Raw genomic sequence first — 21117 nt, forward strand, 5'->3', positions numbered from 1 at the left:
AGGAGAATCTTCCTGTCAGCCTAGTGCGTGAGGAGCCAGCGGTGAGCGTTTCGTACAAGCAGGAGTTCGACACGGCGGGGTACACGCTGGTGCGCGGGTTGTTCGCGACGGACGAGGTGGAGCGGTTGCGGGACCACTACATGGAGTTGCGCGGGCGGGGGTCCTACCCGGGCGATGTGGTCGGCGTACAGGCTGGCAGCCGGGATCCGTTGCGTCGGTATCCGCGGATGGCGCAGATGCATCGGTGGGACGAGTTGTCGCTGCAGTGGCTCATTGACCAGCGGCTGGACGAGGTGATGACGGGGTTGCTCGGGCGGTCGCCTTACGCAGTACAGACGATGATCTACTTCAAGCCGCCGGGGTCGCGGGGGCAGGCGTTGCACCAGGACAACTTCTACCTGAAGGCCGAGCCGGGCACTTGCGTGGCGGCCTGGATGGCGCTCGACACGGTCGATGTGGAGAACGGGTGCCTGGAGGTCGTACCGGGCAGCCACCGGTGGCCGATCCTCTGCACCGAGAAGGCTGACACCAAGGTGAGCTTCACCGACGTCACTGTCCCGCTGCCGTCGCAGGAGGCGGCAGTACCGGTTGAGATGGCTCCTGGTGACGTGCTGTTCTTCCACGGCGCTCTGGTCCACGGCAGCGCGCCCAATGTCAGCAGTGACCGCTTCCGGCGCGCACTGATCGGCCACTACATCCAGGGCGAGGCCGACCAGGTCGCCGAGTACTACCACCCGGCACTGCGGATGGACGGTTCGCCGCTGGAGCTGGGGATTGCCGAGGGCGGCGGCGCCTGCGGTGAGTGGGTGCCGGGCGAGGACGGGCCGGTCGCCGTGATGACCGGGCAGGAGAAGGTCACCCGCAAGCACGAATAGCTCAGTTGAGACCCGCGGCCAACGGCGTGGGGAGATGTGGAAGACTGTGAAGTGCTGACAGCGTCGTCGGCAGGATTCAGCCAGACGACGAAGGGAACCGCTGGTGACCAGCGACATCGTGATCCCCGCAGAGCTCAAGCCCGTCGACGGCCGGTTCGGTGCCGGTCCGTCCAAGGTGCGCCCGGAGGCCGTCGCGGCCCTGGCCACCGAAGGGGCCAAGCTGCTCGGCACCTCGCACCGTCAGGCCCCGGTGAAGAACCTGGTGGCCCGCGTCCAGCAGGGTGTCTCCGACCTCTTCCAGCTGCCCGACGGCTACCAGGTCGTGCTCGGCAACGGCGGCTCGACCGCGTTCTGGGACATCGCGACCTTCGGCCTGATCCGGGAGAAGAGCCAGCACCTGAGCTTCGGCGAGTTCTCGTCCAAGTTCGCCAAGGCCGCCCAGCTCGCGCCGCACCTGGGCGACCCCACCGTGATCAAGGCCGACCCGGGCACCCGCCCGGCCGCGGTCGCCGAGGCCGGCGTGGACCTATACGCCTGGCCGCACAACGAGACCTCCACCGGCGTGATGGCGCCGATCAAGCGGGTCGAGGGCGCTGACGAGGGCGCGCTGGTTGCCATTGACGCCACCTCCGGCGCCGGTGGTCTGCCGGTCGACATCAACGAGGTCGACGTCTACTACTTCGCGCCGCAGAAGTGCTTCGCCTCCGACGGCGGCCTGTGGATCGCGCTGATGTCGCCGGCCGCGCTGGCCCGGGTCGAGGAGATCACCGCCTCCGGCCGCTGGATCCCCGCGTTCCTGGACCTGGCGACGGCGGTCGACAACTCCAGCAAGAACCAGACGTACAACACCCCGTCGCTGTCCACGCTGTTCCTGATGGCCGAGCAGACCGACTGGATCAACAGCCAGGGCGGCCTGGAGTGGAGCGTCGGCCGCACCACCGACTCCAGCAACCGGCTCTACACCTGGGCTGAGAAGTCCGAGTACGCCACCCCGTACGTCGAGGACGCCGACGCCCGCTCGCTGGTGATCGGCACCATCGACCTGGACGACTCGATCGACGCCGCGGCCGTCGCCAAGGTGCTGCGCGCCAACGGCATCGTCGACACCGAGCCCTACCGCAAGCTCGGCCGCAACCAGCTCCGGGTCGCGATGTTCCCGGCCGTCGACCCCGACGACGTCGAAAAGCTCACCCAGGCCATCGACTACACCGTCGAGAAGCTCCGCTGACCTGATCGCCCTCGACCGGCCGCCGCTCCCGCACGGGACGGCGGCCGGTTGCTTTGATGGGCTATGACCTCGATCCGTCCCGCCGTCGCGGCTGACTCACCGGCCGTGACCGCCCTCGCGATCGCCGCCTTCGAGCGGTACACCGAACGAATCGGCCGCCCCGCCATGCCGATGACGCTGGACTACGCCACCGCAATAGCCGACCATAAGGTCTGGCTGGCCGAGGCTGAGCGCACGCCCGCCCCTGGCGACGGCTTGCTCGGGTTCGTGTTGCTCGAAGAGCAGGCGGATGCGCTGCTGCTCGACGTCATTGCGGTGTCTCCAGAGGCCCAGGGACACGGGGTGGGTAGCACTCTGCTGGCCTTCGTTGAGGAGCAGGCCCAGGCTCGCGGATACTCGCGGATCGTGCTCTACACGCACGAGAAGATGACCGAGAACCTCGCCTATTACCCGCGCCACGGCTACACCGAGACCCATCGCGAGGAACAGCACGGCCATCGCCGGGTGCACTTCGCGAAAACGATTGGATCCGGCTAGGCGTTGGAGCGGCGGCGGCCGTGGGGGTTGGGGGGTGGCTGGCCGGTGAGGCGGGCGTTCTCGGCCATTCGGTCGAGGCGTTCGCGGCGGCCGGCGGGGAACGTGATGAACGTGATGATGAGCGCCAGCAGGGCAGCGCCGACGACGATCCAGCGCAGGCTGTGGCTCTTCTTCGGCTCGGTTGAGCTGCTGTTCGCGGCCGGCTTCGGCGTTGCCGCCGGGTTGGTGGACGCCGGCGGTTTTGCGGCGGTCTTCTTGGCCGGTGCGGCCATCTCGTAGACCGGCGAGTTCTTGCCCTCGCTACCGACCAGAATGTCGCTGCCGGTCGGCCCCACCGCGACCGACTCCCCCTGCGCGACCGGCGTGGCTGACCGCGCGACCAGCGTCGGCGTATCGCCCCAAGCCACGGTCGCGACGTCAAGGTAGGTCCGCAGTACGACCGTCTTGCCGTCCGGCATGAAGGTGCCGTCGGTCACCCCGTACTCCGAGGCGGGCGCGTCGGCGTACTCGGTCAGCTTGTTGGTGCCCTCGCGGGACGCGTCCTCGGGCGCGGCGTAGATCGTGCCCGCCTTCTTCTTGACCTTGGTGACGAAGAACAGCCGCTTGCTGGCCGGCTCGATCAGCAGCGTCTCGGCGTCGTGCGCGCCGTCGGGGTAGGTGAAGTCGTAGCGGTGGAACCTGACGTTCTCCTCGTCCTCGAGCTGGTTCGGCTCGGGGATCGTGTAGACCTCGATCATGTCCCGGTTGCGGTTGTTGTCGCCGATGTCGGCGATGTAAATGGTGCCGTCGGTGTCGACCGCGATCGCCTCGACGTCCTTGACCGGCGCCTTGAACTTGAGCTGGACCCGGACCTTGCCGGTCTTGTCGACGCCGAACACCCGGGCGGTGTCGCCGGAGTCGTTCACCGTCCACCAGATGCCCTCGTAGCGCGAGCTCTTCGCCAGCCCGGACGACTCGTCCACCCGGGAGTCGTCGATCGTGAACAGCTTCTTCGGCGCCCCGGGAGTCGGATCGGCCGCATCGGCAGCACCGACCGGGATCGCGGCCCCGGCCAGACTCAGCAGAGCCACGGCAGTCAGGGTCAGGGCATTGCGCAGCAAGCTCAAAGCACCGCCTCGCGGTCGGGGGCGAGCACCAGTGTCGCGAGATGTGGCGTGACCTGCCACTCCGCGGTCAGCGTGTCGTACTCCGCGCGCACCTCCGGGCCGGCCGCCGCGCCTGTCCGGGCAGCACGGAGCAGCAGGTTGCGCGGCGTGTGCTCACTGTCCACGAACTGCACCACCTCTACCCGGTAGCCGACTTGTCGGAGCACCGCCGCCCGGAGTGAATCCGTCAGGACGTCGGCGAACCGCTCCCGAACGATGCCATATCTGGTGAGAAGCGCATAAGGCGCCGGTGGTTCGACGCTCTTGAGTTGTTTTTGGATGTCGTGGTGGCAGCAAGGCGCCGCGAGGATCAGCGGCGCCTCCCAGCCGACCGCCCGGGCCAGCGCGTCGTCGGTCGCGGTGTCGCAGGCGTGCAGCGCGAGCACGACGTCCGGCGGCGTGTCGAGCTGGGCGTCCGCGATGGTCGCGTCCACGAACTCCAGGTGGTCCTGCCAGCCCAGCGCGGTGACGCGCTGGGTGTTGCGCTTGCGGGCGGCCGGGTTGTGATCGATGCCGGTCATCCGCACGTCATGCCCGGCATCGGTCAGCAGGTGGTACGCCGCGAGCGTCAGGTACGCACTCCCGCAGCCGAGGTCGACCACCTGCAACGGCCGCCCGGTCTTGATCCGGCCCGCGGAGACCGCGTCCTCCAGGGCCGGCAGCAGCAGCTTGCAGAACTCCTCGATCTGCTTGTACTTCGCCTGCCGCGACGGCTTCACCCGCCCGAGATGGTCGCTGATCCCCAACTCGACCAGGAACGGCGCGGCAGGATCGAGCAGCCGATGCTTGGCCCGGTCGTGCGAGGTCTCCTGCTCGTGCTGCTCGGCCTGCCGGTGCAGCAGCGACCGGCCCTTCTTGGTGTAGCGCAGCCGGAGTGTCTCGGAGGTCGTCTCGACATGCCAGTTTCCGTACGGAAGCCCCAGCAGCTCGTCCACGACCTTGCCCGCACCGCCGGCGTCCGCATTGCGGGTGTGCGCCTGCCGCTCGTCGAACTCGGTCACCTGGAGCCGCCGGACCCCCTTGAGGTCCACATACCGCAACTCCACCCGCTGGTACTTGGGCGCGTCCGCCCCACGCCGCCGCCCAGACCCGACCGCCCGCACCAACGCCCCCGGCTCCAGCAAAGCCTCCCGGACCGCGGCACGCGCGACAGACTCCTCGCCCGCGTCGCCGGCACGTTCAATCGCTTCCTGGTCAGCCTGCATCGCGCCATTGTCGCCGACCGCTCCGCGAGATCACAAAAGGGTCTCGCCTCGACTACACCAACTTGCCGTCCTCGGGGAGCAGGTTGAGCGCCTTCAGCCGGGTCTCGATGCCGCCCGGTTGGCGCCCCAGGGCGGTCACCAGAGCCTCCTTGCCGGCACCGTCCTGGAACATCTGGGTGAGCAACTCCTCCTGCTCCGCGGTCCAGAGCCGGAACGCGTTGGGGTACGTCTTGCGGGCCTCCTCCACGCGGCGGCCGTAGGAGCGGCCTGCCGGCAACTCCAGGGCTCTGATCCGGAGCAGGCGGTGCCGGCCGACCTCCTCGCCATCGCGCCAGAAGACGACCACGCCGTCGTCGAATGTCATCAGGTCGGACGGGACGTCGCAGTAGTCGGCGTCCTCGAGCATCACCCGGACCATGTGTCTTCTCCTTCGTGTCGAAACGGGTTCTCACCAGAGAAGATGCCGCGATCCGGGCCCGCTCCGACGACGGATTTCAGCCCTGTGGACAACCAATCGCACAATCAGTTTGCAAAATCTCTTTGCAAACACATTTTGCAGTCCTACTCTGAACCCATGACCGACGACCAGCACGAGACCGAGCAGCACGCGACCGAGCAGCAGGCAGGCCACCCGGTCGTCGAGCTGGCCGGCGCCGCGCTGCGAGCCCTCTCGCACCCGATGCGCAACCGGATGCTCGGCCTGCTCCGGCTGTACGGCCCCGCCACCGCCACTACGCTCGCCAACCGCCTAGGCGTCAACACCGGCGCGACCAGCTACCACCTCCGCCAACTGGCCGAGGCCGGCCTGGTGGTGGAGGACGACAGCCGCGGCAACGCCCGCGACCGCTGGTGGAAGGCGGCTCACCTGGGCACGTCGTTCGACACCGGCGCCCTGCTCGAGAGCGAGCCCGAGCTCACGATGGGCTTCCTGCACGGCATCGGCCAGCTCTACGCGGAGAACCTGTTCCGCGCGATCGACGAGCTGCAGACCCAATCACCCGAGTGGGTCGAGGCCAGCCTGATCTCTGACTACCTGTTCCAGCTCAGCCCGGCCGGACTCAAGTCGATGATGACCGAGATCCAGGCCGTCTTCGAGAAGTACAGCACCGACCTCACCCAGCCCCTGCCCGACGGCACCGAGCAGGTCACCGTCCAGATCCAGGCCTTCCCCCGGGAGACCCGATGACAACGGCCGGTACGCCGAACCGCGCGCCCCTCATCTCGTTCCTGGTCGCCAACGTCGTCTCGATCTGCGGCACCAGGGTGAGCGCGATCGCCATCCCCTGGTTCGTACTGATCAGCACCGGCTCCCCCACCAAGACAGGCCTGGTCTCACTCGCGGAGATGCTCCCCCTGGTGCTCAGCAAGGCCTTCGGCGGCCCGCTGATCGACCGGATCGGCCCCCGCCGGATCAGCATCGTCGCCGATGCCGGCAGCATGCTGGTGGTCGCGCTGATCCCTCTCCTCCACACGATCAACGCACTGAACTTCGCGACCCTCCTGGTCCTCGTGGGCATCGCCGGCGCACTCCGCGGCCCGGGCGACGCCGCCAAGGGAACGCTCGTCCCCGAGATCGCCGAGGCCGCCCGAGTACCGCTCGAGCGGGTGACCGGCCTCGAGAGCACCACGGAACGCCTAGCCGGCTTCCTGGCGTTCGGCCTGGCCGGCGGCCTGATCGCCGTACTGGGCGAGGTCAACGCGCTCTGGATCGACGCTGCCTCCTTCGGCTTCTGCGCCGTCCTGTTCGTCATCTGGGCCCCTCGCCGCCACAGGACCATCGCAAAAGAGCAGGAGGAAGGCAGCTATACCCAGCGCCTTCGCGAGGGCTGGACCTTCCTGCGCAAGGACAGGCTGATGATGCCGCTGGTCCTGATGATCGCTCTCACCAACCTGCTGGACGCAGCCGTAGTAGCAGTGATGATCCCGGTCTGGATGCGCACACACGGCTACGGCCCGGGCCAGACGGGCATGGTGCTGACCGCCTTCTTCATCACCGCCACCGCGTTCGCCCTGGTCGCAGCCGGCATCGGCGAGCGCATACCCCGCCGGACCGCGTTCATCCTCAGCTTCCTGATCTGCGGCGCTCCGCGCTTCGTAGTCCTGGCCTTGGACGTACCCCTGTGGGTCGTACTGGTGACCTATGCCGTCGGCGGTGTGGGTGGCGGCTTCATCAACCCAGTACTCGGGGCACTGTTCATCGAGCGGGTACCGCGGCCGATGCTGGGCCGGGTCAACTCATTGGCCGAGGCCGTCGGTTGGGCAGGCGTCCCGCTGGGCGGCGTACTGGCCGGAGCGACCATTGCCGGTATCGGACTGACCCCGACCTTCCTGGTCGCCGGTGGGCTCTACCTACTCGCCACCATCGCCCCGGTCCTCTTCGGCCGCAACGAGAACTGGGGCGGCCGCTCGCCGCAGCCGCTCGGCCTCAGCACCGAGCAAGCCGAGCAGGACGAGGTCGAGCGTCATCCCACCAACCGCGGCGAACTGCGTACCAGCGAACTGGAACACCTGAGTCACTAGCAGCGACACCAGTACTGCGAGCTCGAACAGCCGCACAGCACGCACCCGATCGCGAGCCCGCATCCGGAACCCGCCCCGGATCGTGAAGGTTGCCGACAGCAAGCTCCCGGCAGCCACCCCGATCACCGGAAAGTCCGTCAGCAACCGCCCGTCACCCAACCGGAGCCCTGCCGCGATGACAGGAGCACCGAGCGCCTGCAGCGTCAGCACGAAGACCGCCACCGCCGGCGCCAGCGGATGGGTCGCCAGCCGGTCGAATCCCCGGTGCAGCTTCTTCCAGGCGGCGTCGATCGGCGCAGCGAGCTCCACCTCGTCAGGCGGACAAGCAGCCAGCAGTGCACGGGTCTGCGGCCGCCCGACGACCTCCGGCCCGACCGCCCTCAACTGCGCGGACGCCTGCGCCCGCCGACGCCGGGACAGCCCACCGGCGACTCCCTCGACCGTGTTGTCGACCACATTGGCCAACTGCTCCCGCTCGTCGATCGGCCGCCGGTTGCTGACGTACCTGGAGCCGAGCACGATCAGCACGAAGATGACGTACACGATCGCGGCTGTCGGTTGGTAGAAGTAGTTGTTGTCCGAGGTGATGAACTTGCCGACCTCGTCGATGAACAGGCCGAAGCCGACCCCGCCCACCAGCGCGGCTGCGGGCCGGACCACCGGGCCGATGTAGGCGAGCAGCAGGTAGATCGCCAGCAGCATCAGCAGCCCACCGGGCAGGACGTGCGCGATGTGCAGGCCCTTGCCGCCGATCTGCGGGTAGCCGCTCAGCCCCAGGATCAGGCGGGTGATCAGAACCGTCGAGACCCCCGACACCACAAAGGTGGTCAGGTGCTCCCCGGTCCGCACGTTGCGGACCAAACCAGCTCGGAGCAGGTACGACGACCTGGTAGTCATTTCACCAGCGCCGCGATCACCACGATCGCGACCAGCGCCGCTAGTACGACAGAGGTGACGAGCCGTCGGGTCCGGGGGTCCACCGGCTCAGGTTAGTGGACCCCCTCCCGACCAGGTCAGGCCAGTGGGTAGTTACCGACCAATACGCCCAGCGGATCGACCCTCTGCTTGATCTCCCGGAGCCTGGCGAGGTCCGGCTCGCTGATCACGTCCTGCAGCGTCCCCTCGGTCGGCAGCATCGACGGGACCGAGTCCCCCGCGTGCCAGGGGGCCACTGCGTCCTTCAGCGCCAGCAGCGCCTGCGACGCCGGCTGCTCCAGCTCAGGTACCGGCAGGATCGCCAGCGCACTGAACGAGTACTTCGCCGCTGGGTCTGCGGCCGCCACCCCCTCGTAGGCCATCTCCTGGCTCGCCCGCAGGTGCCTGAGCTGCACCTGGAAGATCAGGGACGGCTGCCCGGCATGCTTCAGCAGTACTCCGATCAGCTCAGGAGTGAGCTCGTCGAAGGTCGCTGTCTGGATGGTGAAGGACGTCGGCTCCACCGGCTCCTGGGTGATCTCCCCGATCGAACCAGGCGTCTGCGGACCGACTGAGTCGACTACCGCAGTACCGGCTGACCGGATCGGGGCCAGGGCTGCGTCGAGCGCGGCCGGGTCGAACGGGGTGAGCGCGTCGATCATGCAGAACGACTGGCCACGGATGGGCTCAGGCATGAACGGCGCATCCGGGAAGTGGGTCAGGTACGCCCACAGGGTGACCTGGCCGGCCGCTGACTCGGTTGCCTCCTGGTACGCCGTCAGTACCGCGTCGGCCTGATGGATCGGGAACATGAGCCGGCCACCGGTGAGCTCCGGCGCCAGGAACAGCTCCACCTCGACCGAGGTGACGACGGCGAAGTTGCCGCCGCCACCGCGGAGCGCCCACATCAGGTCCGGCTCGGTGGAGTCATCGATCCACCGTCGGGAACCCGAGGCGTCGACGATCTCTGCCGCCCGCAAGCTAGCGGCCCCCGAGCCGTAGGGGCGGGAGAGCCAGGAGAGACCGCCGCTGGTGCAGAAGCCGACCACCGAGACGTTCCCGGTCGAGCCGAGCAGCCCAGTGAGGCCGGTACCGTCCAGAGCCGACTGCAGAGCACCCCACCGCACCCCTGCTCCGACCCGGGCGATCCTGGCGTGGGAGTCGACCCAGATGTCGTCCAGCGCGTTGGTACGCACGACGATGGTCTGGTCGAGGGATTTGGTCGCGCCATGCCCACCGGCCTGGGCCGCGACCTTCAGGCCATGGGCGGCGGCGTACGCCACGGTGTGCTCGACATCGCTCGGCCCAGCCGCCTCGACGACCGCCAACGGCCGCTGGTCGACCGTGAGGTTCCAGGCCGTCCGTACAGACTCCCAATCCACGTCCTCGGGTGTAACCACCCGGCCGGTCAGCACTTCGCGCAGTGATTCGATCATGCCGAGAAGCCTCGCCACCGGCGGAACCGAGCGCTATCCCAGGTTTCTGGGGTTCTGGTTGCCACAGGCATCTGCCCATACTTGGTTCAAGGACGCCGGTACGCGCCGGCGGCTACGCGGGTGGGGGTGGCGGGGGAAATGATGAGCAGGTTGTCGGTCATGGGTACGACGATCGTCGCTGCGGCAGCGGGCCGGTATCCCAGTAATCTGGGGATCTGGTGAAGACCTACCACGCGGAGTCCGCCCGGGCCGGGCTGGAAGCGGCTGCCCGGGCAGGGCTTTCCTGGGAGGACTTCTCGTTCGCCGCGGTCGAGTTGCTCGAAAGGGCAATCCCGTTCGACTCGATCTGTATCGGGCTCACGGATCCGGCGACGCATCTGATCACCGGGCGGGTGATGGTCGATCTGGAGCACTCCGACGAGGCCCTGTTCGTCCAGTACGAGTACGAGGTGCCGGACTTCAACCACTTCGCCGACCTGGCCCGCCGCGATGTCGCGGTCGGCATCCTCGACGAGGCGACCAACGGCAACCGGCTGCACAGCCCCCGGCAGCGCGACTACCTGCCCACGCTCGGCCTGGAGCACGAGTTGAGGGGTGTAGTCCGCAGTGACGAGCGGATGTGGGGCGTCTGCACCTTGTACCGCGCTGTCGGCCGGGTGGGCTTCTCCCCGGCCGAGGCCCAGTTCATGCACCGGATCGAGACCACGATGGCATTGGGCCTCCGGCGCGGACTGATCTCGGCCAACCTCGAGCAGACCGGGCGGGACACGTCGGCGGCGGTAGTGATCTTCGACGGCGCCAACGAGGTCATCTCGGCCAGCGACACCGCGGAGGAGCGGATCGCTGAACTCGGCGGGGACCTGTGGGGCAGGCTGCCGTCGACGATCACTACTGTCGTGTCGGCTGCCCGCGCGGCTGCGGCTGGGTCCGCAAACTACCTGCCGCACCTGCGTCTGCGCAGCAGGTCCGGTGAGTGGCTCGCGCTGCACGGTACGCCGGTCCGCGACCGCAACGGCCTCACCACCCAGATCGCCGTGACGATCGAGGCCGCCGGCGCGGCCAAGGTCATCCCACTCGTCGTCGAGGCGTACGGCCTGACCGATCGCGAACGTGACGTCGTCCAGCACGTGCTGCTCGGCGACAGTACGAACCAGATCGCCGCTGCCCTGCACCTGTCGCCCTACACCGTCCAGGACCACCTCAAGGTCATCTTCGAGAAGGTAGGCGTCTCCAGCCGCCGCGAACTCTCCTCCCGGATCTTCTTCAGCCAGTACGCCGGCCGCCTCGGCGGCACCCTGCACGCCGACGGCTGGTTCAACGACTGAGGGTGATGAGCGGTTCGGGGCGGTGTACGCCGCGGGGGTGGTAGCCGAGTGCGTCGGAGAAGCCGAGGTAGTCGGTGAGGAGCCAGATGATCGCGAGCCACATCTCGGTGCCTTGCAGGCCGGGGATCGCGCGGTTGTCGGTGGCGTCCGGGGCGAAGGCGAAACCTTCGTCGTCGATCCAGCGGTCCAGGATTTCGGCCAGTGTCTGCTCGGCCCATCGGCGTCCGTCCGCGCGGCCGTGGTCGGTCTGCTTACCGGCTAGCCAGAGTGGGTGGATGACGTCGAGGACGTTGCAGGCGTTGAACTCGACTCGCTGGTCTTGCGAGTGGGCCAGCAGGGTGCGGATCGCCTGTTCGGGGTAGGGCAAGGGGAGGCCGTACTGCGCGTAGGTGCCGCGTGTGAGGCGGTAGAAACCGTTGACGACCTGCAGCCAGCCGTCGTCGGGGTGAGGTTGGCCCCACATGCCGGTCGCTGGGTCGGCGTTGGTCGTCAGCCAGCCCATCAGCGGGTAGAGCATGGTGGAATCGCTGTGGTCCTTGAGGTTCCGGGCGATCGCCGTACCGACGGAGTCGATGGCCGCGCCCGCACTCCACGCGTTCCTTGCCCACGGCAACTCGTCGAGGCGGTCGATCTCGAAGTCCACTGCAATTGGATGCTCGAAGCAACTACCAAGCAGTTGCAGGGCGTAGCCGACGCAGAGCACGTGATAGCCCCCAGGACCATCCAGCACAGACACCTCAGCCGCGCGCAACCGGCTGATGAGCTCAGCCGTCGAGTGGCCGGCCGGTGCACGTCGAAGGAGCAGATCGGCGATCTCGATGGCATCGCACCAAGGTCGGACAGCAGCCTCACCGCCAGGCTGATCCACAAACTTCTCACCATCAAAACACCTTGCCAGCAAGGCATCCGCCTGCGCCCGGGCCTTGCCGGCAAAGCCGGCGGCGAGCGCAGCAAGCCGCGCCTGCGGCGCGGCGGAGGCGCGGGTGGGGGCGGGGCCCGAGACAGCGGGCGCGGTGGGAGTGGGCGCGGTGGGGGTGGCGGGCTTTGGGTCGCGGCGGTCGCGGAGTTTGCGGGCTGGATTTCCTGCGACGATCGACCAGGCTTCGACGTTCTTGGTGACCACTGCGCCGGCGCCGATGATGCTGTGGGGGCCGATGGTTACGCCGTCGAGGATGACCGCGTTCGAGCCGATCCAGACGTCGTCGCCGACGGTGATGCCGAGGGAGGTGTGGGGTTGGGTGTGGATGGGGCGGTCGGGGGCGGTGCCGTGGTTGAAGGCGAGCAGGGAGGTGTGGGCGCCGATTCTGACGCCGTCGCCGAGGACGACCTTGCCTCGGACCGCGGTGAACGGGTTGATGGTGGTGTCGGCGCCGATCAGGACGGAGCCGGTGACGTAGGCGTGGGCGGCGATGTAGGACCGCGCCCCCATCCGCAGTTCCTCACAGAACACCGCGGCACTCTCCGCGACATAAGCATCGGCGGCCAGTGAGACCGAGCCCGTCAGCGCACGGCACCGCGCAGCCTGCCGTTCACGCTCGGCAAGGGACGCGCCGGCGTACTCCCAGGGGAGGAAATCCAGGCGGAGAGCGGCGGAGGTCATACCGGACGAGGTCATGGGATAACGCTATCCAGAAATCCGCGCTGCTAACGTTCCGCCCATGCAAGGCGGCAGCAGTGGGGGGCAGCGCAGTCAGCGCGTCACGATCAGCGACCTCGCGCGCCGGCTCGACATCTCCAAGGCGTCGGTCTCGTACGCGCTGAACGGCCGCTCCGGCGTCAGCGAGGAGACCCGGCAACGCGTGCTCAGCCTCGCCGCCGAGCTCGGCTTCCACCCGAACTCCGCCGCCGTCGCCCTGTCCGCGAGCCGCACCAGGACGATCGGCATCGTGATCGCCCGCGACCCGGCGCTGATCTCGACCGAGGCGTTCTACATGCGCACGCTGGTCGGCATCGAGCAGTACCTGAACGAGGTCGACTCCTCGCTCCTGCTCCGGCTGACCGGCGAGCAGGGCCAGGATCTCGACGTACTCCGCCGCTGGAGCCGGCAGGGCCGCGTCGACGGGTTCATCCTGTTCGACGAGCACAACGACGATCCCCGGATCCCGCTGCTCAAGGAGCTCGGCGTCCCCTGCGTCGTGGTCAGCTCCAACGCACCCGACGACGGCGTCGGCCGGCTGATCAGCTCGCCGGAGCAGACCGTGCGACTCCTGGTCGGCCACCTGGAAGAGCTTGGCCACAAGGAGATCGCGCACGTCAGCGGCCCCTTCACCTTCGTGCACGAGCAACTGCGGGTGAAGCTCCTCAAGGAGCACGCCGAGGCGCGCGGCATCCGGGTCACCCATCTCGAAGGCAACTACCAGTACGCCGACGGCGCCGCGCTGACCCGCAAGCTCCTGAAGAGCAAGAAGCGCCCGACCGCGCTCGTCCTGGGCAACGACCTGATGGCCGTCGCCGCTCTCCGGGTCGCCGTCGAGCTCGGTACCGCAGTACCGGACGAGCTCTCGATCATCGCCTGGGACGACTCGCCGCTGTGCGAGCTCGCACTGCCGGGCATCACCGCCGTGGACCAGCAGACGATGGAGCGCGGCCGGATGGCGGCCGATCTGCTCTTCCGGATCGCGGCCGGCGAGTCGGGGCTGCATTGGGAAACGCCTTCTGGGGTACTACGCGTGCGGGACTCGACGGCGCCGGCCTGAAAACCCAGCCTGAAAAGTCACGGTGAAGTAACGAAACCGGGTCAACTGAACCGGTTAGGGTTCCGCTACTTAACCGGTTAGGCCACTATGGCCGCACCAGCCTCCGCTCTCCTGCCGGAGGCTCGATGGGACGAGGGAGTCCGACGTGAGACTGCGTTCGTTTGTAGCCGCAGCAGCGGTGACCGCCCTGGGATTGAGCCTGGCCGCCTGTGGTGGCAGCGATTCAGGCGACTCCTCCGGCGGCGATAGTGGTGGAGACCAGACGCTGACCTACTGGGCCAGTAACCAGGGCACCAGCCTGGACAACGACAAAGAGGTGCTGACGCCGGTCCTGCAGAAGTTCACCGCGGACACCGGCATCAAGGTCAACCTCGAGGTGATCGGCTGGAACGACCTGCAGACCCGGATCCAGACCGCGACCACCTCCGGCCAGGGCCCCGACGTGCTCAACATCGGCAACACCTGGGCCGCGTCCCTGCAGGCGACCGGCGCGTTCCTGCCGTTCGACAACGACGCGATGACCGCGATCGGGGGTAAGGACAAGTTCGTGCCGACGGCTCTGGCGACCGGCGGCAAGGAGGGCGAGGACCCGACCTCGGTCCCGCTCTACGGTCTGGCCTACGGCCTGTACTACAACAAGGCGATGTTCGCCGCGGCCGGCCTGCAGCCGCCGAAGACCTGGGAAGAGATGGTCTCGGCCGCGCAGAAGCTGACCGACCCGGCGAAGAAGACCTGGGGCATGGCGCTGGCGGCCGGCAGCTACACCGAGAACGTGCACTTCGCCTTCATCAACGGCGCCCAGAACGGCGCCGACTGGTTCGACAAGGACGGCAAGCCGACCTTCACCAGTGACGGCAACGTGCAGGGCGTGCTGCGGTACCTCGACCTGATGCAGAAGGACAAGGTCGCCAACCCGTCGAACGCGCAGTACGACAACGGCACCAAGTCGGTGAACGACTTCGCCACCAAGAAGGTGGCAATGGTGATCAACCAGAACAACGCCGACTCCTCGATCGTCGCCAACGGGATGAAGGCCGGCGAGTACGGCGTCGTGCCGTTCCCCGCGCCGGCCGGCTCACCGAACCAGACCGCCAGCCACGTGGCCGGGATCAACCTGTCGATCTTCAAGAACACCAAGCACAAGGACGCGGCGCTGAAGTTCGTCAAGTACATGACGGACGCGACCACCCAGACGACGCTGGGCAAGCCGTTCTCCTCGCTGCCGGTGCTCAAGGACGCCAAGCCCGTCTTCACCACCGACGCGGCCGAGGCAGCGACCTTCCAGGACGTCTACAACACCAAGTCCAAGCCGCTGCCGCTGGTACCGGCCGAGGACCAGTTCGAGAGCACCGTCGGCAAGGCGATGAACGGCCTGTTCGCCAAGATCGCCACCGGCGGCACCGTGAGCGCGGACGATGTGAAGGCAGCGCTGCAGACGGCCCAGGACCAAGTGGCGGCCGGTAGCTGATGGCAGTTGTCACCGAGCAGGCCCCCGCTTCGCCGGCTACCAAGCCGGCGAAGCGGGTCCCCTACCTGCTGCTCGCTCCGGCGGTCCTGCTGGAGCTGCTGATCCACATCATCCCGATGCTGGTCGGCATCTGGATGAGCTTCGTGAAGCTGACCAAGTTCTTCATCTCGAACTGGTCGGCGGCGCCGTGGGCGGGCTTCAACAACTACCGGGTGGCCGTGGACTTCCACAACGCGGTCGGCGAGGGCCTGCTGAAGTCCTTCGGCGTCACGGTCGCGTTCTCGCTGATCACGCTGGTGATCTCGTGGATTCTCGGGATGGCGGCGGCCGTTGCGCTGCAACCACCGTTCAAGGGGCGCAGCGTCGTACGGACGCTGTTCCTGGTGCCGTACGCGCTGCCGGCGTACGCCGGGATCCTGACCTGGAACTTCATGCTCCAGCGCGACACCGGCGCGCTGAACCACGTGCTGGTCGACAACCTCGGCCTCACCTCCGACCGGCCGTTCTGGCTGATCGGCGGCAACGCGCTCGTCTCGCTGATCACCGTGGCGGTCTGGAAGCTGTGGCCGTTCGCCTTCCTCACCCTGATGGCCGGGCTGCAGAGCATCCCGCGCGACGTCTACGAGGCGGCCGCGGTCGACGGCGCCGGGTCGATCCGGCAGTGGCGCAACATCACGCTGCCCGCCTTGCGGCCGGTCAACCTGGTGCTCGTGCTGGTGCTGTTCCTGTGGACGTTCAGCGACTTCAACACGCCGTACGTGCTGTTCGGCAACGCGCAGCCGCCGGCGGGCGACCTGATCACCTTCCACATCTACAACGCGTCGTTCCTGACCTGGAACTTCGGCTCCGGCGCGGCGATGTCCGTGCTGCTGCTGATCTTCTTGATGATCGTCACCGGCGCCTATCTGATCGTCACCGGCCGGAGGTCTCGTCGTGCGTGACACCAAGGGATTCAAGGCTTATCGCGCGGTCGTGCTGATCGTGCTCGGGCTGTTCGTGCTCGTCCCGCTCTACGTGATGGTGACGTCCTCGCTGAAGCCGCTGAGCGATGTCCAGGGCGCCTTCACCTGGTGGCCGTCGAAGATCACCTTCGACCCGTTCATGGACATGTGGAAGACGGTGCCGCTGGCCCGGTACTTCGTGAACAGCACGATCGTCTCGGTGGCGGCCACGGTCTGCTCGGTCGCGATCGCGATCCTGGCCGCGTTCGCGGTCTCCCGGTTCCGCTTCCGCGGCCGGACCGCCTTCACCACCACGGTGCTGTCGACGCAGATGTTCCCGGGCGTGCTGTTCCTGCTGCCGTTGTTCCTGATCTTCGTGAACATCAACAACTCGGTCGGGGTGCAGCTGGTCGGTACCCGGCTCGGCCTGATCATCACGTACCTGACGTTCAGCCTGCCGTTCTCGATCTGGATGCTCGCCGGGTACTTCGACAGCATCCCCCGCGAACTCGACGAGGCAGCGCTCGTCGACGGCTGCGGTCCGATGGGCGCGCTGGCCCGCGTCGTCCTGCCGGCCGCCCGGCCGGGCGTGATCGCGGTGGCGATCTACTCGTTCATGACCGCATGGGGTGAAGTGCTCTTCGCCTCGGTGATGACGACCGAGTCCAACCGCACGTTGTCGGTCGGACTACGGCAGTACTCGACCCAGACCAACATCTACTGGAACCAGATCATGGCCGCTGCCCTCGTGGTCAGCATCCCGGTCGTCATCGGCTTCCTCCTGGCCCAACGCCACTTCGTCGCCGGAGTGACCGCTGGAGCCGTGAAGTAGTAGGTCAGTACGCCGATGGGCCGTAGATGTCGACCGACGTCGAGTAGCTGGAGGCGCTTCGGCCGTTCTTCCGGACGGTGAAGCCGTGGACGCCTTGGCAGGAGATCCGGAACCCACCTGCCTTGGCGTCCCGCACCGCGTCCGGACCGGTCGCCGCGTGACTGCTGTTCTTCGCGGCGAAGGCGATGATCTGCTTGCGGACCGCCGGATCGGCGATGAACATCGGCAGCGCGACCGGCAGTGCCGCTTGCAACCTGGTGAACGCCACGCTCGGCCCCTGCGGGTACTCGCCCTTGCTGCTGGCCCGCCCGGTCACATCGATGTTGCTGATCTGGTTCTTCAGCTTGTAATCGGTCTCGATGTGGAGCTCCATGATGCCTTTCTCGCACTCGGTCCCGAGGATCCGGTCGACCTTGCAGGCGTACCCCTTGGTCTTCAGCGTCTTGACCAGACCGGCATAGGTGATCCCGGGGAAGCACCCGTTGCAGGCCGCCGGCTTCGGCGCACTGCTCACCGGCTTGCTCGGCTTGGTCGGTTGCGGAGCCGTGGCGGCGCGGCTCGGAGGCGGTGTGGGCACCGCCCCCATGCTGCCGCCATCGCCGCCACAGCCCGCCACGACCAACGTCGCGGCCAGACAGAACACCACCGTGAAGTTCTTGTTCCTGTTCACGGCCGAAACCCTAAGGTCCGCTCCAGGTCAGCGGGCCCAACACTTCGACGGTGATCTAACTGAAGAGTTTCTCGCCCCAGAAGGAGCCCGCCGCAACACCCGGCGGGCAGGCGAAGATGCCTGAGCCGACGTGGCGGATGTACTCGTTCATCGCGTCGGACCGGGACAGCTGCTGCTGGATCGGGACGAACTGCTTGCGCGGATCACGCTGGTACGCGAGGAAGAACAGCCCCGCGTCGAGCCGGCCGAGGCCGTCCGAGCCGTCGACGAAGTTGTAGCCGCGTCGCAGGAGCTCGGCGCCCTTGTTGAACTGCGGGTGCGCCAGCCGGACATGCGAGTCCGCGGCCAGCTTCGGCGTACCGTCGGAGGTCTTGGCGTTGAAGTCGATCGGGTCGAACTCGTCCGCCTTGCCCAGCGGGGCACCCGTGCCCTTACCGCGGCCGATGATCTGCTCCTGCTCGCCGAGCGACGTCCGGTCCCAGATCTCGATCGTCATCCGGATCCGCCGCGACACCAGGTACGAGCCGCCGACCATCCAGTCCGGGCCGTCCTCGGGCTGGACCCACAACTGCTCCTCGAGCTTCGTGGTGTCTTCGAGCTTGAGGTTGTTCGTACCGTCCTTGAAGCCGAACAGGTTGCGCGGCGTCGTCTGCGCCCTGCTTGTCGACGACGTCCGGCCGAATCCGAGCTGCGAGTAGCGCACGACCGTCGTACCGAAGCCGATCCTGGCCAGGTTGCGGATCGCGTGCACCGCGACCTGCGGGTCGTCCGAACACGCCTGTACGGCGATGTCGCCACCGCTGCGGTTGGGATCGAGGTTGTCGCCGATGAAATGCGGCAGATCGACCAGCGCACCCGGCCGCTTCGCCTTCAGCCCGAACCGGTCGTTGCCCTTGGCATCGACGAAGAAACTCGGCCCGAACCCGATCGTCAACGTGAGCCGCGCCGGCGGCAGACCGACCGCCTCGCCGGTGTCCTCGGGCGGAGCCTCCCCCGGGCCGTTCACCGCGCCGTACTGGCCGATGTCGCGCCCAGCCGTCATCAGCGCGGCAGCCGCGGTCCACTCCTTCAGCAACGAGACGACCGCGTCGCGCTTGGTCGCCGTCACGTCGAAGGTGGCGAAGTGCAGCCGGTCCTGGGCGGGTGTGACGATCCCGGCCTGGTGAGCTCCGTGGAACTCGACCGGACCTGAGTTGTCAGCGGCCTGCGACTCTTCGGTCGTCAGGGCCGAGTGTGCGGCATATCCGGCGACGCCCGTGGCGACGGCCGCTCCCGCCGCGCCCAGCAGGCCGCGGCGGGAGATTCCCTGGCGCTCGCTCATTTCTTCGCGATCACGCCGGCGACCTTGCTGACCGGTTCGGCCAGCGCGTCCACGACCGCACCGAGCTCCTTCTTCTCGGCGTCGGTCGCGGTGTAGGGCTTGAAGCCGTCGCCCACGCGGTACTTGTCCAGCGCGGCGAAGACTGCCTTGAAGTTCGTGTCCAGCGTGGTGACCAGGGCGGGGTCGCGCTGCTGCAGCGCCGGGCGCAAGGCCTGTACTGCCGCCTGCGAGCCCTCGACGTTGGCCTGGAAGTCCCACAGGTCGGTGTGCGAGTAGCGGTCTTCCTCACCGGTGACCTTGCCGGTCGCGACCTCGTCGAGCAGCTCCTTGGCGCCGTTGGCCAGCTGCAGCGGGTTGAGCTTCACGACCTTGGCCTTGGCGACCACGGTCTTGACGTCGACCAGCAGCTGATCGGCGTACTTCGCCATGCCTGCCGTGGTGTTCTTCTCCCACAGCGCCTGCTCGATCCGGTGGTACCCGGTCCACTCGGTGCCGGGCTCGACGTCGTTGACCCGGGCGTCGATCTTCGGGTCGAGATCGCCGAACGACTCCGCGACCGGCTCGATCCGCTCCCAGTAGGTGCGCGAGACCGGGAACAGCTCCTTGGCCTTGGCGACGTCGCCGGCCTTCACCGCCGTGACGAACTCGGCGGTCTTCTGCTCCAGCGCGATCGCCTGCGAGTTCACGTACCGCTGGTAGCTGTCCGCGGCCTGCTTCAGCGCGGTGTCCTCGTCCACCTGCGCGGCGGCGTCGCCGGTGACGGTGAGGTCGCCACGGATGCCGTCGCCGACCATGCCCGGCTTGCAGACCGCCTGGTACTTCCCGGTCGGCAGCTCGACGATCAGCTCCCGCTTGAGGCCGGGGCCGATGTTCTCGACCTCGCCCATGACGCGGTCGCCCTCGGCGTACACGTAGAACTCGGTGACCTTGCTGCCGCCGTTGGAGACCGAGAAGGTGCTGGTCCCGGACTTCACGTCGGTACGGCTCAGACCGCACTCGGAGTCGGTGGCCTTGACGGTCACCGGACCGGTGCCGTCCTCGGCGCCGGCGGCGGGCTTGTCGTCGGCGCAACCGGTCAGGCCGGCCAGCAGCAGTACTGCGCCGATGGCGGCGGCCCGGCGGGTGGTGATCATGAGTTCTCCTGGACGGTTCGAGCGGGCACCGCGGGCGGCGGCGTTGTTGACCTGACCGGGCGGAAGTAGAGGAAGAGCACCGGTACCAGATAGACCAGCCACGCGATCGCCTCGACCACGGTCGGGGCCGGGCTGAAGTTGAAGATCCCCTTCAGCAGTACGCCGTACCAGCTGTCCGGCGGGATCACGTGCGAGATGTCGAAGGCGAGGTTCTGCAGGCCGGGCAGGATGTTCGCCTCCTGCAGGTCGTGGAAGCCGTAGGCGAAGATGCCGGCCGCGACCAGGACCAGCAGCGCGCCGGTCCACTTGAAGAAGACGGCCAGGTTGATCTTCACCGCGCCGCGGTAGATCGCGAAGCCGAGGCCGACTGCGGTGATCAGGCCGAGCAGTACGCCGGTGAGCGGCGCGGCCGTCGTCGCGGTCGCCGCCGAGGCGTACACGATGAAGGCCGTCTCGATGCTCTCGCGGAAGACCGCCAGGAAGGCGAGCAGGACGACGGCGCCGGAGCCGAGCTCCAGCGCCTGACCCATCCGCTCGCGCAGCTCCCTGGCGATGGTGCGGGAGGCCTTGCGCATCCAGAAGATCATCCAGGTGACGAAGCCGACCGCGACGATCGACATCACCCCGCCGATCGTCTCCTGGGTGGTGAACGACTTGGCCGTCAGCGCGGTGACGAACTGCAGCAGACCCCAGCCGACGGCCGCGACGGCCAGCGCCGCGACGACTCCGGCCCAGACCAGTTTCAGTCTGTCCCGCCGGCCCGCTTTGACCAGGAAGGTGGCGAGAATGCTGACCACCAACGAGGCTTCGAGACCTTCACGAAGACCGATCAGATAGTTGGCGAGCATGGCGGGAACTCCAGGTATTAGG

19 protein-coding genes and 1 pseudogene are annotated in these 21117 nt (G+C 67.7%); 10 read left to right on the forward strand and 10 right to left on the reverse strand.

Going from position 1 to position 21117, the window contains the following annotated elements:
• Window positions 1-41 precede the first annotated feature (41 nt).
• The 3 genes from ABD768_RS09845 to ABD768_RS09855 all read left to right on the forward strand — a co-directional run bounded on the left by ABD768_RS09845 (window position 42) and on the right by ABD768_RS09855 (window position 2640).
• Window positions 42-875 carry a phytanoyl-CoA dioxygenase family protein gene (locus ABD768_RS09845; RefSeq protein ID WP_344839622.1) on the forward strand — a complete coding sequence of 278 codons (834 nt, stop codon included), beginning with the start codon at window positions 42-44 and terminating at the stop codon, window positions 873-875.
• 103 nt (window positions 876-978) lie between these two features.
• Window positions 979-2103 (forward strand): phosphoserine transaminase, encoded by a 1125-nt coding sequence (gene serC / locus ABD768_RS09850; RefSeq protein WP_425552198.1) that lies wholly within the window; start codon window positions 979-981, stop codon window positions 2101-2103.
• Window positions 2104-2166: 63 nt separating this feature from the next.
• Complete coding sequence (locus ABD768_RS09855) at window positions 2167-2640, forward strand: GNAT family N-acetyltransferase (RefSeq protein WP_344839625.1); 474 nt, start codon at window positions 2167-2169, stop codon at window positions 2638-2640.
• Here the strand turns inward: ABD768_RS09855 and ABD768_RS09860 are convergent.
• Genes ABD768_RS09860 through ABD768_RS09870 form a run of 3 tightly spaced genes read right to left on the reverse strand, consistent with a single transcriptional unit; the run spans window position 2637 to window position 5408 of the window.
• Entirely contained in the window at window positions 2637-3710 is a 1074-nt protein-coding gene (locus ABD768_RS09860; protein ID WP_343979625.1) for a hypothetical protein, read from the reverse strand. The genes ABD768_RS09855 and ABD768_RS09860 overlap by 4 nt on opposite strands.
• 32 nt (window positions 3711-3742) lie before the next feature.
• The gene (locus tag ABD768_RS09865; RefSeq protein WP_344839627.1) at window positions 3743-4990 is read right to left on the reverse strand and encodes a class I SAM-dependent methyltransferase; all 1248 of its coding nucleotides are present in this window, start codon (window positions 4988-4990) and stop codon (window positions 3743-3745) included.
• A gap of 52 nt (window positions 4991-5042) precedes the next feature.
• Complete coding sequence (locus tag ABD768_RS09870) at window positions 5043-5408, reverse strand: hypothetical protein (protein ID WP_343979630.1); 366 nt, start codon at window positions 5406-5408, stop codon at window positions 5043-5045.
• 156 nt (window positions 5409-5564) lie between these two features.
• Here ABD768_RS09870 and ABD768_RS09875 point away from each other — a divergent pair, with 156 nt between their 5' ends.
• Together ABD768_RS09875 and ABD768_RS09880 are read left to right on the forward strand one after the other, a co-directional pair.
• On the forward strand, window positions 5565-6176 hold the full coding sequence (locus ABD768_RS09875) for a helix-turn-helix domain-containing protein (RefSeq protein WP_344839629.1): 612 nt from the start codon (window positions 5565-5567) through the stop codon (window positions 6174-6176).
• Window positions 6173-7321: pseudogene (locus ABD768_RS09880) on the forward strand (MFS transporter); the annotation flags it as partial. The gene ABD768_RS09875 and the pseudogene ABD768_RS09880, both read left to right, overlap by 4 nt.
• An 18-nt stretch (window positions 7322-7339) precedes the next feature.
• Here ABD768_RS09880 and ABD768_RS09885 read toward each other — a convergent pair.
• Both ABD768_RS09885 and ABD768_RS09890 read right to left on the reverse strand, forming a co-directional pair.
• Window positions 7340-8407 carry a hypothetical protein gene (locus ABD768_RS09885; protein WP_344839632.1) on the reverse strand — a complete coding sequence of 356 codons (1068 nt, stop codon included), beginning with the start codon at window positions 8405-8407 and terminating at the stop codon, window positions 7340-7342.
• 116 nt (window positions 8408-8523) lie between these two features.
• Window positions 8524-9861, reverse strand: a complete 1338-nt coding sequence (locus tag ABD768_RS09890; protein ID WP_344839634.1) for an FAD-binding oxidoreductase — start codon at window positions 9859-9861, stop codon at window positions 8524-8526.
• 218 nt (window positions 9862-10079) lie between these two features.
• Between ABD768_RS09890 and ABD768_RS09895 the strand changes: the two genes are divergently transcribed.
• Window positions 10080-11186 (forward strand): helix-turn-helix transcriptional regulator, encoded by a 1107-nt coding sequence (locus ABD768_RS09895; protein ID WP_344839636.1) that lies wholly within the window; start codon window positions 10080-10082, stop codon window positions 11184-11186.
• Here the strand turns inward: ABD768_RS09895 and ABD768_RS09900 are convergent.
• Entirely contained in the window at window positions 11176-12801 is a 1626-nt protein-coding gene (locus ABD768_RS09900; protein ID WP_344839638.1) for a DapH/DapD/GlmU-related protein, read from the reverse strand. The genes ABD768_RS09895 and ABD768_RS09900 overlap by 11 nt on opposite strands.
• 43 nt (window positions 12802-12844) lie before the next feature.
• Here ABD768_RS09900 and ABD768_RS09905 point away from each other — a divergent pair, with 43 nt between their 5' ends.
• The 4 genes from ABD768_RS09905 to ABD768_RS09920 all read left to right on the forward strand — a co-directional run bounded on the left by ABD768_RS09905 (window position 12845) and on the right by ABD768_RS09920 (window position 17123).
• Window positions 12845-13882 (forward strand): LacI family DNA-binding transcriptional regulator, encoded by a 1038-nt coding sequence (locus tag ABD768_RS09905; protein WP_343979647.1) that lies wholly within the window; start codon window positions 12845-12847, stop codon window positions 13880-13882.
• A gap of 145 nt (window positions 13883-14027) precedes the next feature.
• Window positions 14028-15350 (forward strand): ABC transporter substrate-binding protein, encoded by a 1323-nt coding sequence (locus ABD768_RS09910; RefSeq protein ID WP_343979650.1) that lies wholly within the window; start codon window positions 14028-14030, stop codon window positions 15348-15350.
• The gene (locus ABD768_RS09915) at window positions 15350-16291 is read left to right on the forward strand and encodes a carbohydrate ABC transporter permease (protein WP_344839641.1); all 942 of its coding nucleotides are present in this window, start codon (window positions 15350-15352) and stop codon (window positions 16289-16291) included. Before ABD768_RS09910 ends, ABD768_RS09915 begins: the two co-directional genes overlap by 1 nt.
• On the forward strand, window positions 16284-17123 hold the full coding sequence (locus ABD768_RS09920; RefSeq protein WP_344839644.1) for a carbohydrate ABC transporter permease: 840 nt from the start codon (window positions 16284-16286) through the stop codon (window positions 17121-17123). The genes ABD768_RS09915 and ABD768_RS09920 overlap by 8 nt, the downstream gene beginning before the upstream one ends.
• A gap of 4 nt (window positions 17124-17127) precedes the next feature.
• Here ABD768_RS09920 and ABD768_RS09925 read toward each other — a convergent pair whose 3' ends face one another.
• The 4 genes from ABD768_RS09925 to efeU are packed head-to-tail and all read right to left on the reverse strand — an operon-like array spanning window position 17128 to window position 21095.
• The gene (locus ABD768_RS09925) at window positions 17128-17793 is read right to left on the reverse strand and encodes a hypothetical protein (protein WP_343979658.1); all 666 of its coding nucleotides are present in this window, start codon (window positions 17791-17793) and stop codon (window positions 17128-17130) included.
• Window positions 17794-17848: 55 nt separating this feature from the next.
• Complete coding sequence (gene efeB, locus ABD768_RS09930; protein ID WP_343979661.1) at window positions 17849-19114, reverse strand: iron uptake transporter deferrochelatase/peroxidase subunit; 1266 nt, start codon at window positions 19112-19114, stop codon at window positions 17849-17851.
• Window positions 19111-20247, reverse strand: coding sequence for an iron uptake system protein EfeO (efeO, locus tag ABD768_RS09935; protein WP_343979664.1), 1137 nt, complete (start codon window positions 20245-20247; stop codon window positions 19111-19113). Before efeO ends, efeB begins: the two co-directional genes overlap by 4 nt.
• Window positions 20244-21095 (reverse strand): iron uptake transporter permease EfeU, encoded by an 852-nt coding sequence (gene efeU, locus ABD768_RS09940; protein WP_343979667.1) that lies wholly within the window; start codon window positions 21093-21095, stop codon window positions 20244-20246. Before efeU ends, efeO begins: the two co-directional genes overlap by 4 nt.
• Between the last annotated feature and the right edge of the window lie 22 nt (window positions 21096-21117).

The organism is Kribbella ginsengisoli, from assembly GCF_039537185.1.
In the GTDB taxonomy this organism is placed as follows: Bacteria; Actinomycetota; Actinomycetes; order Propionibacteriales; family Kribbellaceae; genus Kribbella; species Kribbella koreensis.